16 protein-coding genes and 1 tRNA gene are annotated in these 15,437 nt (G+C 28.9%); 7 read left to right on the forward strand and 10 right to left on the reverse strand.

Going from position 1 to position 15,437, the window contains the following annotated elements; translation table 11 throughout:
- Positions 1-144 precede the first annotated feature (144 nt).
- The 5 genes from ftsW to L8Y18_RS01760 form a co-directional block, all read right to left on the reverse strand.
- A complete protein-coding gene (gene ftsW, locus L8Y18_RS01740) occupies positions 145-1,308 on the reverse strand; it encodes a putative lipid II flippase FtsW (protein ID WP_220566762.1) in 1,164 nt (387 codons plus the stop codon).
- A 69-nt stretch (positions 1,309-1,377) separates the two neighbouring features.
- On the reverse strand, positions 1,378-2,184 hold the full coding sequence (locus L8Y18_RS01745) for an adenylosuccinate lyase (RefSeq protein WP_133319278.1): 807 nt from the start codon (positions 2,182-2,184) through the stop codon (positions 1,378-1,380).
- 18 nt (positions 2,185-2,202) lie between these two features.
- The gene (locus tag L8Y18_RS01750) at positions 2,203-2,922 is read right to left on the reverse strand and encodes an arginyltransferase (RefSeq protein WP_133319279.1); all 720 of its coding nucleotides are present in this window, start codon (positions 2,920-2,922) and stop codon (positions 2,203-2,205) included.
- Positions 2,922-3,182, reverse strand: a complete 261-nt coding sequence (locus L8Y18_RS01755; protein ID WP_012661304.1) for a hypothetical protein — start codon at positions 3,180-3,182, stop codon at positions 2,922-2,924. The genes L8Y18_RS01750 and L8Y18_RS01755 overlap by 1 nt, the downstream gene beginning before the upstream one ends.
- Positions 3,179-4,621 (reverse strand): acetyl-CoA carboxylase subunit A, encoded by a 1,443-nt coding sequence (locus L8Y18_RS01760; RefSeq protein ID WP_220566761.1) that lies wholly within the window; start codon positions 4,619-4,621, stop codon positions 3,179-3,181. The genes L8Y18_RS01755 and L8Y18_RS01760 overlap by 4 nt, the downstream gene beginning before the upstream one ends.
- Positions 4,622-4,739: 118 nt before the next feature.
- Between L8Y18_RS01760 and L8Y18_RS01765 the strand changes: the two genes are divergently transcribed.
- Positions 4,740-4,816, forward strand: a tRNA-Arg gene (locus L8Y18_RS01765).
- Between the two features lies 1 nt (position 4,817).
- Here the strand turns inward: L8Y18_RS01765 and L8Y18_RS01770 are convergent.
- The 5 genes from L8Y18_RS01770 to folD all read right to left on the reverse strand — a co-directional run bounded on the left by L8Y18_RS01770 (position 4,818) and on the right by folD (position 9,803).
- The gene (locus L8Y18_RS01770) at positions 4,818-5,576 is read right to left on the reverse strand and encodes a CorA family divalent cation transporter (RefSeq protein WP_220566760.1); all 759 of its coding nucleotides are present in this window, start codon (positions 5,574-5,576) and stop codon (positions 4,818-4,820) included.
- The gene (gene tgt, locus L8Y18_RS01775) at positions 5,570-6,691 is read right to left on the reverse strand and encodes a tRNA guanosine(34) transglycosylase Tgt (RefSeq protein ID WP_220566759.1); all 1,122 of its coding nucleotides are present in this window, start codon (positions 6,689-6,691) and stop codon (positions 5,570-5,572) included. Before tgt ends, L8Y18_RS01770 begins: the two co-directional genes overlap by 7 nt.
- Before the next feature lie 89 nt (positions 6,692-6,780).
- The gene (locus L8Y18_RS01780; protein ID WP_263676148.1) at positions 6,781-7,947 is read right to left on the reverse strand and encodes a pyridoxal phosphate-dependent aminotransferase; all 1,167 of its coding nucleotides are present in this window, start codon (positions 7,945-7,947) and stop codon (positions 6,781-6,783) included.
- A 162-nt stretch (positions 7,948-8,109) separates the two neighbouring features.
- Positions 8,110-8,958, reverse strand: coding sequence for a signal peptidase I (gene lepB / locus L8Y18_RS01785; RefSeq protein ID WP_220566758.1), 849 nt, complete (start codon positions 8,956-8,958; stop codon positions 8,110-8,112).
- Positions 8,955-9,803, reverse strand: coding sequence for a bifunctional methylenetetrahydrofolate dehydrogenase/methenyltetrahydrofolate cyclohydrolase FolD (folD, locus tag L8Y18_RS01790; protein ID WP_263676149.1), 849 nt, complete (start codon positions 9,801-9,803; stop codon positions 8,955-8,957). The genes lepB and folD overlap by 4 nt, the downstream gene beginning before the upstream one ends.
- Before the next feature lie 81 nt (positions 9,804-9,884).
- Between folD and L8Y18_RS01795 the strand changes: the two genes are divergently transcribed.
- From L8Y18_RS01795 to L8Y18_RS01820, 6 genes are read left to right on the forward strand one after another with little or no spacing between them, the layout of a single operon-like run.
- Positions 9,885-10,238, forward strand: coding sequence for a c-type cytochrome (locus L8Y18_RS01795; RefSeq protein WP_263659360.1), 354 nt, complete (start codon positions 9,885-9,887; stop codon positions 10,236-10,238).
- Positions 10,225-11,502, forward strand: a complete 1,278-nt coding sequence (gene hemL / locus L8Y18_RS01800) for a glutamate-1-semialdehyde 2,1-aminomutase (protein ID WP_263676150.1) — start codon at positions 10,225-10,227, stop codon at positions 11,500-11,502. Before L8Y18_RS01795 ends, hemL begins: the two co-directional genes overlap by 14 nt.
- Positions 11,499-11,777, forward strand: a complete 279-nt coding sequence (locus tag L8Y18_RS01805; RefSeq protein WP_263676151.1) for an AtpZ/AtpI family protein — start codon at positions 11,499-11,501, stop codon at positions 11,775-11,777. The genes hemL and L8Y18_RS01805 overlap by 4 nt, the downstream gene beginning before the upstream one ends.
- Positions 11,761-12,246 (forward strand): hypothetical protein, encoded by a 486-nt coding sequence (locus tag L8Y18_RS01810; RefSeq protein ID WP_263664733.1) that lies wholly within the window; start codon positions 11,761-11,763, stop codon positions 12,244-12,246. The genes L8Y18_RS01805 and L8Y18_RS01810 overlap by 17 nt, the downstream gene beginning before the upstream one ends.
- A complete protein-coding gene (locus L8Y18_RS01815) occupies positions 12,240-13,436 on the forward strand; it encodes an MFS transporter (protein ID WP_133319290.1) in 1,197 nt (398 codons plus the stop codon). Before L8Y18_RS01810 ends, L8Y18_RS01815 begins: the two co-directional genes overlap by 7 nt.
- Positions 13,426-15,435 (forward strand): flagellar hook-length control protein FliK, encoded by a 2,010-nt coding sequence (locus L8Y18_RS01820; RefSeq protein ID WP_263676152.1) that lies wholly within the window; start codon positions 13,426-13,428, stop codon positions 15,433-15,435. The genes L8Y18_RS01815 and L8Y18_RS01820 overlap by 11 nt, the downstream gene beginning before the upstream one ends.
- The last annotated feature ends 2 nt before the right edge of the window (positions 15,436-15,437 follow it).

The following is a 15,437-nucleotide window of genomic DNA, read 5'->3' on the forward strand; positions in this document are numbered from 1 at the left end:
TGTGTTTAAACGCCTGTATTTCTTCATATCCGCCTCCTTTATAATAAATGTGAGCATAATTATAGCAGAAAAAAGTTTTTTGTAAAGAGTTGTTATAGAATATTTTTTATTTAAGTTAATTTTTATATATTTTAATTAATGAGTTTAAATTTTTACCTTCTTACTAATCATTAAAACATAACCTATTCCAAGACAAATAGACCACATAGAACTGCCACCATAACTTAAAAGTGGCACAGCAACTCCTTTTAATGGAGTTAAAGAAATAATTCCAAAAGCATTCATAAAAAATGAAAATAATAAAAGTAAAGCTACACCTGAACAAAATAAAAAATGGACCTTATTTTCACAGCGCCCAGCAATTCTAAAAATTCTAAGTATAACCATCAAATAAATCAAACATATAATGCTCAATCCCAACAATCCTATTTCCTCAGTAATCCCTGATAAAACAAAATCCGTATGCACCTCACTTAAAAATCCCAATTTGAAAGTTCCAAGACCCAACCCTTCTCCAAAAAATCCACCATGAGCTATAGCATTTAAACTATGTGAAATTTGATAAGGTTCTGAGTTATGGCTTACTCTTAAAGCACTTGCTAGCCAATCAGGAAAAAAAGGTAAAAACGCATCTTGGATATTTCCCCACCAAGCAGAAATACGCTGAATTCTTCTTTGATTACTTAAAATCACCAAAACCCCAATCATTCCAACAATAACCACGCCAAAAGCAAAAAGTCTTTTACTAGCTCCTGCAAAAAATGCTAAAGCAAAAACCAAGAAAAAAGAGATAACACTTTGGCCTAAATCATTTTGTGTCATATAAATATAGCCAATAACAAAAGCAGCTAAAATAAAATAAGGAATTAAAATTAAAACTTCGTGTTTGATTGCTTTTTTGCTATCATCAATTCTTCTTGTATAAGACCAAGCAAGGAAATAAATCAAACCTATCTTAAAAAATTCAACAGGAGAAATAGATAAAGGACCAAGCCTGATCCACCTTTTAGCACCACCTGCTGCAGTAGCAAGAAAGGTAGGTAAAAAAGGCAAAATAAGTATAAATAAAAAAGAGATTAACAAAACACTTATCATTAAATAATGTGCCATTTTACTATCAGGATTTAATCTTGAAACAAAATAAATAATAGCTATACCACTAAGTCCAAAAAAAAGCTGTCTGATAAAAAAATGAAATTCATTATATTCTAAATAAAGCACAGTAAAAGCACTTAAAGAATATGAAAAAAGTATCCCTATAGTTATTAGAATGCAACTTAAAAAAAATAATTTTCTATCAGCAACCAAAATTTCTTCCTAGAATTTTATAAAAATTAATTTTAATAAATTGCAACTTAAAATGATGTTATTTGGAGATTATGTATTGTTTTTATATAAAGATTTTAAACTCTCATAAGCAAGCTGAATTTTTTCAAATTCCTCACGACAATAAGCTTGTTCGATTTTGCTTTTACCTTGATGGCGATCAGGATGATAAATTTTAACTAAATTAAGATAATTTTGTCTAATAGTAGCAAAATCATCACTAGAATTACATCCTAAAGTTTGGAAATAATTCTCAAAAAGTTTAGCCAAAGCATTAAATTTCCAATTAGTATTGGCTTTATTTTTCATTTTATTTCTAAATTCTAAAAGCTGAGTTTCATTGATTGTAAAATCCACACAATATTTTAAATGCTCATTTACGCTTGCTAAAATTTCTAAAAGATTTAAAGTATTATCATCTTTGTATTCTACTGAAAAAATACAATTTTTCTCATCATACATGCTTTTATGATCTTTAAAATATTGCTCTAAATATACAGCAAACATTTTTTCATTAGAACTTAAAGTTATTAAGATATTTTTTTGTGCAAAACCTATTTTAGCAAAGATTACAGGCTTTAAAGTATTTGCTTGAGCAAGATTTAATTTAAAGGTCTTATAATGCGCAAAAGCAAGATTATCGATTTGGTTTCCAGTATTTTTTTTATACTTGTGATTAACAAGTTTTAAAAAATATCTTCTTTGAGGAATTTCATTTTCCACAAAAAAAGATAGGGTTTTATTTTTATTACCTATAACTTTAGAAAAATTTTTACGGATAAGATCTTGAAAATATTTAAACATTAAAAAATCATCAGTATTAACACTAACAGATTCTAAAGTTTGCACTACTTGCATAAAATCCTCTCTATAAACCTAACTCCACAAAAATGCCTGTTCATCTAAAGCACTAGTGTGTTTTAAAATTTCATTTGGACTATAATCGGCTTTATACGATAAAGATTGACACCCTTTTACAAAATATCCTAAATAAATATATTTTAATTTTTTTAATTGTGCAAGCTTGATTTCTGTTAAAAGCGAGTATTTTCCAAGACTTAGATGTGAAAAATCAGGATCATAAAAACAATATATACTAGAAATTCCATCTTCTAAAATATCAATCAAATCAACACAAACTAACTTATTATCTATATAAAAATCAAGTTCATATCCAAAAGTACCTGCATTATCTACATAAAGATTGTAATATTTTCTAAAATTTAAATCATAAATTTTCCAATTTCTTTTATCTTTTTGATAATGGTGGTATTTTTCATAAAGCAATAAATGCTCATCACTTAAAGAAGGTTTTTGTAAGATTATTTTAGTAGCTATATTTTTTTTTAAAACCCTACGATAGCTTTTGCTAAAATGGAAATTTTCTACCAAAATACGCAAATTTTGACATTCATTACAATCATTACATATTGGTCTTGAAAAATATGAACCAAAGCGACGCCAACCTCTTGAAACTAATTCTTGATTTTGTGCTTTGTTAATAAAAGATATATAATTATACTCATTTCTACAATATCTATTTTCAAGATAAGGACATTCTTCTTCTAAAGTACAAAAACCAATAATATTATTCATTAGATCTTTTTAATATCACTATTTTTTACAAATTCCATAAATTCATTAGCTAAACGCTCTTCTTTTAAAAACATATCTTCAAATTCTTGTTCTTGCTTTTTATCTTCATTTTGCTTAGCTAAGTCTTTTTGTATAGCATCTAAGTCAGTATTTTTCATACTAACTCCGCTTTTACTCGCTTTAACCTTTTCTTTTTTTGTTTGACCTTGTTCTTTTTGGAGTGCTTTTTTTATATCTTTTAATTCATCTAAAAAACTCATGATTGCCTACTTTCTTTTATCTTTTGTAAGGCTGCAGCTATAGCAGCAATTACTTCTTCTTTATTTTCTTGGTGTCTATCTTCTGTCTTTTCCAAAAGCTCTTCCATATGTGTTTCTATGAAAGAAGTATCAAAATACCCTCTTCTAAATTCTCTTATTTTGGTAATTGCAATCAAAAATGGAACAGTTGTTCTAATATCATCAATCACAAATTCTTTCAAAGCTCTCTCAAGTCTATTAACTGCACTATCATAACTTGAACCCTTAACAATTAATTTTGCAAGTAAAGAATCATAATAAGGTGGTACAGTATAGTCTTTATATAAATGACTATCCACTCTCACAGATGGCCCTAAAGCTGGAAAATACTCTGTAATTTTGCCTGGACTTGGAATGAAATTTTTCCATACATTTTCTGCTGTAATCCTAGCTTCTATCGCGAAACCTCTTGGTTTTATATCGCTTTGCTCAAGATCTAAAATTTCCCCATTTGCTATACGAATTTGTCTTGTAATAAGGTCAATCCCCGTAATTTCTTCAGTAATTGGGTGTTCTACTTGAATTCTTGTATTCATTTCCATAAAATAAAATCTATTATAATCATCAAGTAAAAACTCAACCGTCCCAACATTTGTATAACCTACAGCTTTTGCAGCAGCTACTGCAGTAACTCCTATGGTTTTTCTTAGTTTTTCTGAAATACTTGGGCAAGGTGCTATTTCAATGATTTTTTGATGTCTTCTTTGTATTGAGCAATCTCTTTCACAAAGATGAATGATATTACCATAATTATCTGCTAAAATTTGAAATTCAATATGCCTTGGATTAATAACATATTTTTCCATAAAAACTTCATCATTTTTAAAAAAACTTAGTGCTTCTCTTTTGCATGCTTCAAAAGATTTTTCCAAATCCTCTTCTTTATGTACTACGCGTATGCCTCTACCGCCGCCACCACCACTAGCTTTTAAAATTACAGGATAGCCTATTTTTAAAGCTTGGAGTTTGATTTCTTCTAATGTGCAATGATTTAATTTTTCAGTACCTGGAACTACAGGGATTCCATTTTTTTTCATTAAATATCTTGCTATGTTTTTATTACCCATTTTACGGATAACATCTGATTTTGGACCTATAAAGATAATCCCTGCTTCTTCGCATTCTTTTGCAAATTCATAATTTTCACTTAAAAAACCATATCCAGGATGTATAGCATCAGCTCCACAAGCTTTAGCAATCTCAACTATTCTTTTACCATCTAAATACCCTCTTATGGCATCAGTTCCTATTCTATATGCTTCATCAGCAACTTTTACATGCAAACACTCATAATCAGGTTCAGTATAAACAGCAACACTTTGTATATGCAAATCTCTACAAGCACGGATCACCCTTACTGCAATCTCACCTCTATTGGCTATTAAAATCTTATGTATCATGACTTTGCCTTAAGCTAAAATATTAAAAAGAAGATTAGCATAAAAATATAAAAATTCTATAAAAATATTTATTTTTGCTAATTTTAAGAATTTTTTGATAAAATTACTCTTTATTTTTGCGCCCATAGCTCAGCTGGATAGAGCATTTGATTGCGGTTCAAAAGGTCAGAGGTTCGAATCCTCTTGGGCGTACCACTTACTTCTTTTTTACAGAAAATTCATCCAAATCCAATTCTTTTTTATCTTTAAATTGATACCATAAAAATAAAATAAAAAATATCGTTAAAATCACAGCTAAAATATAGTAAGTTCCGTATTCATTTTCAGATAAAAATAAATTTTTGGTATTCATACCAAAAAATCCAACGATTAAATTTAAAGGTAAAAAAATTGCAGACATAATACTTAAAAAGTAAATATTTTTATTTATTTTTTCATTTCTTGCGGTATTAATATAAGTGTAAATCCCTTCTAATCTTGATATATTTTCTTTAATATTTTTTTCCAAAACAGCTAAATTTAAAATAATTGTTTTTAAACTTTTCTTTATAAAATGATGCTTACTATGACAAATTTTACAAGCCTCTAAAACAGAAGAAACCATGTTATAACTTTTACTAAGCTTGACTTTTAATATAAAATATTTTGTCAAGAAATTCTTTACTTTTTTATTTTCTAAAATCAACTCCTCTCTTTTTTCTATAGAAAGGTTAATGGTATTATTTTTTTCTTTTTCATTTTGCAAAATTTCTTTTAATATAGCTATAAATTCCGTATTAGAAAATAAAATCAAATTTTCATCTTTATACTCAAAAATTTGATTTTCTTTAAAAACAAATACACTTTTAGAATTTTTAGTTATATCTAGAGTGAAAATATCAAAATCATCAAATTCATAATAAGCATTTGATATATTAATATTGCTAATAATTTGTTTTAAAACATCATTTAACACATTCTTTGCCTATAAAATTCTTTTCTAAAATTTTCAAATTCATCTTTAATAATAGCTTCACGCATTTGCTTGACCAAATTTAAATAATAATGTAAATTATGAATACTTGCAAGTCTAAAAAAGGTTAATTCTTTGGCTTTAAATAAATGATTTAAATAGGCCCTTGAAAAATTCTTACATGTATAGCAAGAACATTTGCCGTCTATAGGAGCATGATCAGTGATAAATTCTGCTTTTTTGATATTAAATTTTCCAAAGCTAGTAAATAAAGTACCATTTCTTGCATTTCTTGTTGGCATCACACAATCAAACATATCCACACCTCTTGCTACATTTTCTACTAAATCTTCAGGCGTGCCAACTCCCATTAAATATCTAGGGCGATTGTTATCCACATAAGGCATCATAGCTTCAACCGTATCATACATAGCCTCATTTTCTTCTCCCACGCTTAATCCACCTATAGCAAGTCCATCAAAATCCATCTCGCAAAGTGCTTGAGAGCAAATTTTTCTAGCTTCAAAATCAGTCCCACCTTGGATAATACCAAAGATATTTTGCCCTATTCCCACACCTTGACTTTGTTTTAACTTATGATAATCAATAGCTTCTTTTGCCCATTTTATAGTGCGTTTTAGAGAAAGTTCTATCCTTTCTTTACTTGCAGGTAAGGCCACTAAATCATCTAAAATCATCATAATATCTGAATTAAAATCATATTGCGCATCTAAAACACTTTGCGGGGTAAAATAGTGCAAACTTCCATCGATATGACTTTTAAATTGAATACCTTTTTCATCAGGTTTTGAATTTTTACTTAAAGAAAAAGCTTGAAAACCTCCACTATCTGTTAAAAAAGAGCCTTCAAATTTACTAAAACCGTGCAGGCCACCCATTTGCTTAATCACTTTAGAACCAGGCCTTAGATACAAATGATAAGTATTTGCTAAAATAATTTTTGCATTTAAAATCTCACTCATATCAACAGCATCTAAACTTTTAATCGCAGCCAAAGTTCCAACGGGCATAAAAATAGGAGTTAAAATTTCACTATGTGTAGTTTTTATACGACAAGCTCTAGCATTTGCGCTTTTATATTGAACTTCAAATTCCATTATTTTTCCTATATTTTTTGCATAATCATACCAAAGACTTGCTTATAAGTTTTTTTGAAAGAAAGCCTGTTTTTAACAGGCTTAAGAAATTAGTAGTTTTTTACAAATTCAACGATTTTTTCACAACCTTCAATAATATCTTTTTCATTAGTTGCATAAGAGAGCCTAAAATACCCTTCCATGCCAAAACCAATACCTGGCACCAAAGCTACTTTTTGCTCTTCTAGCAGTCTTTTACAAAATCTCATAGAATCATTATCAGCTTCTTTACAAGATATAAATAAATAAAAAGCTCCTTGTGGAATTTGTTCTAATTTTAACTTATCGCTTTTGGCTAAAATTTCACAAGCTAATTCTCTACGCTTTAAAAAGGCTTGTCTCATCATTTCAATATCATTATCTGCTTTTCCAAGTAAGGCTGGTAAAGCTGCGTGTTGGATGATTGAACAAATATTTGATGTACTTTGCCCTTGTAGTTTTTTAACAGCATTATTAAACTCGCTCATTTTACTTGCCATGTATCCAAAACGCCACCCTGGCATAGCACCACATTTGCTAAGACCATTAATACTTACAGTTCTATTTAAAGCATCTTCACTAACTTGCGCAAAAGCACAAAATTCTCCATCATAAACTAATTTTTCGTAAATTTCATCACTTAAAACTACTATTTTAGTTCCTTCTAAAACCTTAGCTAAAGCACTTATTTCTTCTTTAGAATATATAGCTCCTGTAGGATTTGATGGAGAATTAAACATCAAAACCTTAGTTTTTGAAGTAATAGCTTGTTTTAATTGTTCTGGGGTGATTTTAAATCCATTTTTTGCTTCACCTTCTATAAACACAGGAGTTGCGCCTGCAAATTTTACCATTTCAGGATAACTCACCCAATAAGGACTTGGAATAATAACCTCATCACCTTCTTCAACTAAACACTCAATCGCCATAAACAAAGAATGTTTAGCACCAACATTGGTAATGATTTCACTTGTTTTATAATCTAAACTATTATCATTTTTAAATTTATATTGTATAGCCTCTATAACTTCTTTTATACCCACAACTGGCGTATAAGCTCCACAACCTTTTTCAATAGCTTCAATTGCTGCTTTTTTAATGATTTCTGGAGTATCAAAATCAGGCTCACCTGCCGAAAAACTAATAACTTTCTCACCATTTGCTTTTAAAGTTTTGGCTATATCAGTCATTACTAAAGTTAAGGATTCTCCTAAATTTTGAGATCTTTGGCTTAGCATTTTCTATCCTTTTATCTTATACTAATTTTAATTTTTGTAATTGTTACAACTTGGAGCTTAAAAAATTCTACGAGTAAAATCAAGATTGTATATTTTTAAAAAATTTTGTGTAGAAACTATACATTTTCTACACAAACTATTTTTATTTGTTTCTTTGGGTAATTATTCTAAAGCTTCTATGTCGCTTTCATTATGATGAATAAAGCGTTCATCTTTTTCTATAGTTTCAACTAAACGCCCTACTCTTTCCCATCTAACTTTTTTATTTTCATCCCATGAAAAATAAATAAACCAAGGTTGCCCAACTATATATTTATAATCTACACTTCCCCAAAATCGACTATCGCTAGAATGATCACGGTTATCGCCCATCATAAAATATTCATTTTCAGGTACTTTATAATAATAAGCATTAAAACCATAAATATTATTAGCACCTAATTCATCAAAAGAAGCAGGCTTCATAGCAAATTGTCCCAAATTTAAATAGCGAAAAAATACACTGTCTATATCCACTCTAGAATCATAATGTATCCCTTTTTCTACAAAAGGCTCTTTTACAAAAAGTCTTCCGCCTATGATTTTTGTTTTATTAGGATAATAATCTTTCATATATTCATCACCCTCAACCATACGCACATATAAGGTTTTATTTGCAAAAACTACTTCATCTCCGCCTTTGGCCACACATCTTTTTACATAGTGGATTTTTGGCTCATGCGGATATCTAAATACCACAATATCCCCTCTTTTAGGACCTTCACCACTTACTAAATGTCCATTTTTATTAAAATCAGGTAAAACAGGAATTTCCACCCAAGGAATATGCGGAGTTGGAATACCATAAGAAAATTTTTTTACAAATAAAAAATCCCCTACTAATAAAGTATTTTTCATAGAACCGCTTGGTATAGTAAAAGCTTGTATAAAGAAAAATATAATCAATAAAACAACTACTAAAGTTCCCGTCCAAGATTGTGTAAATTTATAAATTTTCTTCAAAAATTTCATTTTTTTATCCTATTTTTAGCTGATTTTATAGTATTTTCTAAAAGCATGGCAATAGTCATAGGCCCTACTCCACCTGGTACAGGAGTGATATAACTAGCTTTTCTACTAACATTTTCAAAATCGACATCGCCTACTATTTTTCCATCAACTCTATTAATCCCAACATCAATTACCACCACACCTTCTTTAACCATATCTTCTTTTAAAAGATTTGGACAACCTGCTGCTACGATAACAATATCAGCATTTTTTGTATAAGCTTTTAAATCTTTTGTATAAATGTGACAAATACTCACACTAGCATTAGCATTTAACAAAAGAGTAGCCATAGGACGGCCTACTATATTTGAAGCTCCTATTACAACTACACTAGCTCCTTGTAATTTTATATCATAATGTTCTAAAATTTTCATAACGCCTAAAGGTGTACATGGTAAAAAACCACCTTTTAAATTAAGATTTAAATTTCCGACATTAAAGGGGTGAAAGCCGTCTACATCTTTATTAAAGTTAATACTTTCTAAGATTATATCTTTATTAATATGCAATGGCAATGGAAGTTGAACTAAAATTCCATCTATACTATCATCATGATTTAAAGTATTAATCAAAGCCAAAAGCTCATTTTGAGTTGTATTTACATCAAGTTTATAAACTAAAGACTTAATTTCACATTGCTCGCAAGCTTTTGCTTTAGAACCCACATAAGTAGCACTAGCAGGATCCTCGCCTACTAAAATTACAGCCAAACAAGGCTCTATACTTTGAGCTTTAAGTTCTAATACTTCTTGTTTTAAATTTTCTTTTAACTTATCACTTAGCTTTTTACCATCTAAAAGTGTCATTTCTTTCCTTAAATTTTATAGCTTTCTTTAACTTAAAAAATTGTATCATAACAAAACTTCTTTTTTTGTTAAAGGCAATGAATGAAAATTGTATTATTTTTATTTTTTATAATTTATGGTGCTTGGGCTGAAGATTTTATCTCTCCTAAAGAATACCAAGAGTCCCTTTACAAAAATCCAAGAGGCATAAGTTGTGCTAAATGTCATGGCGATGGAGGTCAACAAATACTAGGTTATTACACTAAAAATGGAGAAAAAATTCCTTTTATTGTGCCAAGTATTAAAAACACTCCTTATACGCGTTTTAGAAAAATTCTAAATCAACCTCAAGAGGCAAAAAGCATTATGCCAACTTACTCGCTAACAGAAGATGAAATAAAATCACTTTATGATTATATTACTAGCAATAAAAGGAGTAAAAATGAAAAACAATAAAAAAGCCTTTGAGGAAGCTTCTGAGTATATAGCAGGTGGGGTAGATTCTCCAGTGCGTGCTTTTGCAAGCGTAGGTAGCAATCCTTTATTTATCAAACAAGGCAAAGGTGCTTATATTAGCGACATAGAAGAAAATACTTATATAGATTATGTGCAAAGTTGGGGACCTTTACTTTTTGGACATTGTGATGAGGATATTGAAAAAGCTTGTAAAAAAGCATTAGAGCATGGCTCGAGCTTTGGTGCGCCAACTTTAGCTGAAACTAAATTGGCCAAATTTATCTTAAAAGATTGGCCACATTTGGATAAAATCCGTTTTGTAAGTAGTGGCACTGAAGCTACTATGAGTGCTATTCGTCTTGCAAGAGGATTTAGTAAAAAAGATAAAATCATCAAATTTGAAGGATGTTATCATGGGCATTCTGATTCTTTATTAGTAAGCGCTGGAAGCGGTGCAGCTACTTTTAACACCCCAAGCTCACTAGGAGTTTTAACCGATGTAGCTAAAAATACTCTAGTAGCCGTTTATAATGATATTGATAGTGTTAAAAACTTAATCAATAATGATGATAATATAGCTTGTATCATCATAGAGCCAATTGCAGGAAATATGGGTTTAGTGCCTGCTAAAATAGAATTTTTACAAGAGTTAAGAAAACTATGTGATGAGCATCAAATTCTTTTAATTTTTGATGAAGTTATGAGTGGCTTTAGAGCTTCATATCTTGGCTCTTTTGGGATTAATAATATAAAAGCTGACATAGTAACTTTTGGTAAGGTTATAGGCGGAGGTATTCCTGCAGCTGCTTTTGCTGCAAGAGCTGAAATCATGGATTTATTAAGTCCTTTGGGCGGGGTATATCAAGCAGGAACACTAAGTGGCAATCCTCTTGCTATGGCTGCAGGTTATGCGAGCTTAAAAAAAGCAAGAAATTATGAAGGCTTATATGAAAAATTAGAAAAACTAGGCAAAAGACTTACTCAAGGCTTTAAAGAAGCTGCAAATGATTGCAAAATTCCTTTGCAAGTTAATTGCGTTGGTTCTATGTTTGGATTTTTCTTTTGTGAAAACCCTGTTAATAATTATAAAGACGCTTTAAAATCAGATACTAAATTATTTGCCAAATTTCATGCGCAGATGCTAAGCAAAGGTGTATATTTAGCACCATCTCAATTTGAAACAGGTTTTATATGTGAATGTATGGATAAAAAAATCATTGATAAAACTATACAAGCAGCACAAGAAAGTTTTAAAGCATTATGAATAAAAGACAAAAAATCATTCGCAAAGGTATAGAAGCTGCAGATGGATTAAGCCTTGGTATATCCATGGTTGTAGCTGTTTTAATCGGAGTTGGCATAGGCTATTTTTTTAAAAACTTAACCGGCATTGTTTGGCTTTTTTGGGTAGGAGTGTTTATAGGAGTAGCTGCGGCGATTTTAAATGTTTACAAAGCCTATAAAGCACAAGTAAAAAGTTACGAAGAATTTAAAGAAGAAAATCGCTATAAAGATTTAAAAAATGATCCTAAAGCCTAAAATTTTATTAAAACTCTTGCTAGGATTAAATTTACTTTTCTTAGCAGGAGTTTTTTTTTACAAAGAATTAAGCTTTAAAACCTTTATAAGCTTTGAATTTGGCTTTTTAGCTCAAAATTTAATCATTCTAATATCTTTTTTAAATTATAAAAATTTTATTTTTAAAGCAGCTAAAAATTATGATTTTATGCAAAGACCTTTACAAATTTTTGCTAAAAAACAATATTCTTTGCCAAAAATTATAAAATTTATCTATATAGATGACGATTTAAAACCAAAATTTAAAAGTATTTTTAAAAACGCGTTAGCTTTTTTTTCTTTATTTAAAATTTTTGCTTATGTGTTTTTAATAGCAGGATTTTTATTTTTAGAGTTTCAAGGTTTAATGAGTATTTTTGCCTTGTTTTGTGCAATGTTTGTCACACCCATAGCGGTATTAATATATAATTTTTTAATAAGAAAATGTTAAGCTCAAAAAGAACGATTAGATCACTAACAGCATTATTTCTTGGTATGATTTTTGTTTTCATAGGAAGTGCTTTAACAGTAAATTCCATAGCTATTATTTTAAAGCATAATAATGTTAGTAATTTTTATATAGGCGTAATAGGAAGTTGTTATTTTCTTGGTGCTATGGTAAGTACAATTAGTGCCCATAGAATAGTTTCTAAAGTAGGACATATAAGATCATTTGGAATTTTTGCTATTATTTTTGGTATAGCCACCATGCTTCATAGCTTAAATTCTAATCTTTATTTTTGGATGTTTTTAAGATTTTTGCTAGGTTTTTGCTATTATGCGCTTTTAATGGTAATAGAATCATGGCTTAATGAAAAAGCAAAAAACACTATTCGCTCAAGAGTGATAGCCTTTTATGAGGTTGTATTTTACTCATCATCAGGTTTTGGAATTTTACTTATGTCTTTTGACTTTCCAAGTAATACAGTATTTATTTTAAGTGCTAGTTTTATTATGTTTGCTTCTATTCCTTTATTTTTAATCCGCATTAAAGAGCCTATTTTGCCACAAAAAACAAAAATTTCCATTCCTAAGGTTTTTGATATAGTGCCTTTAGCCTTAGTAACAAGTTTTATAGCAGGCATGCTTTTAAATGGCTTTTTTTCCATGGCTTCTTTATTTGTGCTTATACAAGGATTTGGCGCAAAAGAAGCTTCTATTTTTATTTTCTCTACTATGGTAGGTGGCTTTATTTCGCAACTTTATATCGGAACTCTTTCTGATAAAATTAGTAGAAAATTTGCCATTATATTGTGTGCTTTTATTGCTTTAAGCGCTATGCTTTGCATACTACTTTTAGAATATAATATTTATCTAAAATACTTTTTTGGATTTTTGCTAGGCATGGGTATGTGTTGTTTATACGCTCTTTCTTTAGCAAGAGCAAATGATATGCTTGACAATCCTAGCAAAAGAGTTGAACTTGGCAGAGCAGTTCTTTTTACCTATTCTTTTGGTGCTTTATTCGCGCCTGCAGTTTTGGGAACTTTGATGTATTATTTTCAAGCTTATGGCTTTATGTATTTTTATATAGTTTTATTAAGTATTTTGATACTATTTGCCATCGATAAACCAAAATTTAAAAAACTTACCAAATTTAAAAGAAAACCTGGTAATATGGTAATGCTAGATGATAACTAATATCTCTAATAATCAAAATCAGTTTGCAAAAAATGAAACAAATAAAGAAAATAAAAGTGAAAAATCAGACAAAAAAACCTCGCTCAATGAAGCGTTAAAAAATCCTTTATTTTCCAAAAGCGATTCTGAAGTTAAATTACCCAAAGATTATATTAGCAAAATTGATCAAAAACTACAAGAATTACTTAATAAACTTTTAGATCAAATCAAAACCAATAAAGATCCTGATTTGGCAGTATTAAAAAATCATAAAGATTTAAATTTTGCACCTAATTTTGCCAATGAAGTAAAAAAACTTCAAGCAGAGCTTTCAAAAAATCCTGAATTTGAAAAACTGCTTAAAATTCTAGAAGATTTAGTCAAGCCTGCTAAAGATATTAATAATAAAAATCTTTCATCTTTAGTGAAAAATTCAGGCATATTTTTAGAAGCAAAGCTCAATCATTCTTTAAAAGAACAAAATTTACCACAGAGTTTTTTTAATCTTTTAAGTACTATAAAAGGCGCTACAAGTGAAAATTTAAAACACGATATAAGTAATTTAGATCTTAAAAATCTTGATACTACAAGCACCTTAAAAGAACTTATTCACATCTTACAAAATTACAAAAAAGATAATAAAATTTCTTTAGAAAATACAAACTACAAAACACTTTTTAAGCTATTTGATAAAATAGAAAATTTTAAAAATTATATCAATAAAAACCCAAGTTCTATTAGTCAAGAAAAACTCCAAAATATTGCGGATAATTTTATCAAAAATCTTAATAAAAATTTAACACTTATCAACAAAGAACTAGCTAAACCCGAAAACATAAAAATTCAAAACACTCATATACTAAAAGAGCTTAGCCAAAATATAAAAGATTTTATAATACTTTTAAAAGATATAAAAAATCACAAAAACAAAACCGAAACAACACAAGAAAATTTAAATAAAACTCCACACACTAAAGACATCAAAGAAGAGTTAAAAGAAGAAATAAAAACTCCACAAAAAAGCACAGAGGATAAAAAAGAAACTCAACAAAAACAAGAAAGCATAGCAAAAGATAAAGAAATTCAAAACACAAAAGAAGAAAAAATACCACAAAGTAAAGATATCAAAGAAAATCCCAAAGAAGAGCCAAAAACACCACAAAAAAATACTGAAGATTTAAGCAAAAATGATAGCAAAAGTCAAAATTTACAAACAAATAATACTAAGTTAGAGGATATATTTAAAAGCACTTCGGGTAAAATTTTACTAGAAGATATTTTCAAACAAAATGTAAGCAAAAATCTTAATTTTAGCCAAAATTTACAAGAAGAGCTTTTAAACAATCTAAACAAAGAACTAGGCTTAATAGGAAGAAAACTCAATGAAGTTTTAAAAGCTTTAGATCCTAAAAATTATGAGGCAAAAAATTCTTTAGATGATATAAAAAATATAGAAAAAAAATTAGAACTTTCTATAAAAGATCTTGGAAAAATCACCCAAAAAGATAGCACAGAAATTTCTTCAGAATTACAAAAAGATATTAAATCCACTCTTTTACAAGTTTCTAATCTAGCCAAAAATTTAGACAATGAAAGCATACTAAATCAAACAAATCGTCTTATAGCTCAGCTTGAGTTTAATCAACTTTTATCTTTAGCCAATAATAGCATTCATACTTTTTTACCTTTTTTTTGGGATGATTTAGAAAAATCTAATGTAGTTTTTAAACGCGGTAAAAAAGATAAATTTTATGCACAAATTAATCTTGAATTTGAAAAATTAGGAAAAATCAATGTATTTTTATCTCTAAGTAATGATAAATACATCGATATAAATATGATGATAGAAAATGCTAATTTTAGAAAAAAACTTTATGAAAGAGCACATGAACTAAAAAAAGCCTTAGTTAAAGTAGGACTTCTAAGCTCTAATTTTTTCATCAGCGATATAATTAAAAGTAAATTTCACAATCAAGAAGAATATAATGACTTTAATATGGGTTTTGACACAAGGGCTTAAAA

The organism is Campylobacter sp. CNRCH_2007_0968H (assembly GCF_025773245.1).
In the GTDB taxonomy this organism is placed as follows: Bacteria; Campylobacterota; Campylobacteria; order Campylobacterales; family Campylobacteraceae; genus Campylobacter_D; species Campylobacter_D lari_D.

What these genes read in the sequence shown, in the direction of transcription:
- L8Y18_RS01745 (WP_133319278.1), bottom strand. Translation starts at nt 2,184, where the DNA reads ATGCAAGTAGTGCAAACTTTAGAATCTGTTAGTGTTAATACTGATGAT.
- L8Y18_RS01750 (WP_133319279.1), bottom strand. Translation starts at nt 2,922, where the DNA reads ATGAATAATATTATTGGTTTTTGTACTTTAGAAGAAGAATGTCCTTAT.
- L8Y18_RS01755 (WP_012661304.1), bottom strand. Translation starts at nt 3,182, where the DNA reads ATGAGTTTTTTAGATGAATTAAAAGATATAAAAAAAGCACTCCAAAAA.
- L8Y18_RS01760 (WP_220566761.1), bottom strand. Translation starts at nt 4,621, where the DNA reads ATGATACATAAGATTTTAATAGCCAATAGAGGTGAGATTGCAGTAAGG.
- tgt (WP_220566759.1), bottom strand. Translation starts at nt 6,691, where the DNA reads ATGGAATTTGAAGTTCAATATAAAAGCGCAAATGCTAGAGCTTGTCGT.
- L8Y18_RS01780 (WP_263676148.1), bottom strand. Translation starts at nt 7,947, where the DNA reads ATGCTAAGCCAAAGATCTCAAAATTTAGGAGAATCCTTAACTTTAGTA.
- lepB (WP_220566758.1), bottom strand. Translation starts at nt 8,958, where the DNA reads ATGAAATTTTTGAAGAAAATTTATAAATTTACACAATCTTGGACGGGA.
- folD (WP_263676149.1), bottom strand. Translation starts at nt 9,803, where the DNA reads ATGACACTTTTAGATGGTAAAAAGCTAAGTGATAAGTTAAAAGAAAAT.
- L8Y18_RS01795 (WP_263659360.1), top strand. Translation starts at nt 9,885, where the DNA reads ATGAAAATTGTATTATTTTTATTTTTTATAATTTATGGTGCTTGGGCT.
- hemL (WP_263676150.1), top strand. Translation starts at nt 10,225, where the DNA reads ATGAAAAACAATAAAAAAGCCTTTGAGGAAGCTTCTGAGTATATAGCA.
- L8Y18_RS01805 (WP_263676151.1), top strand. Translation starts at nt 11,499, where the DNA reads ATGAATAAAAGACAAAAAATCATTCGCAAAGGTATAGAAGCTGCAGAT.
- L8Y18_RS01810 (WP_263664733.1), top strand. Translation starts at nt 11,761, where the DNA reads ATGATCCTAAAGCCTAAAATTTTATTAAAACTCTTGCTAGGATTAAAT.
- L8Y18_RS01815 (WP_133319290.1), top strand. Translation starts at nt 12,240, where the DNA reads ATGTTAAGCTCAAAAAGAACGATTAGATCACTAACAGCATTATTTCTT.
- L8Y18_RS01820 (WP_263676152.1), top strand. Translation starts at nt 13,426, where the DNA reads ATGATAACTAATATCTCTAATAATCAAAATCAGTTTGCAAAAAATGAA.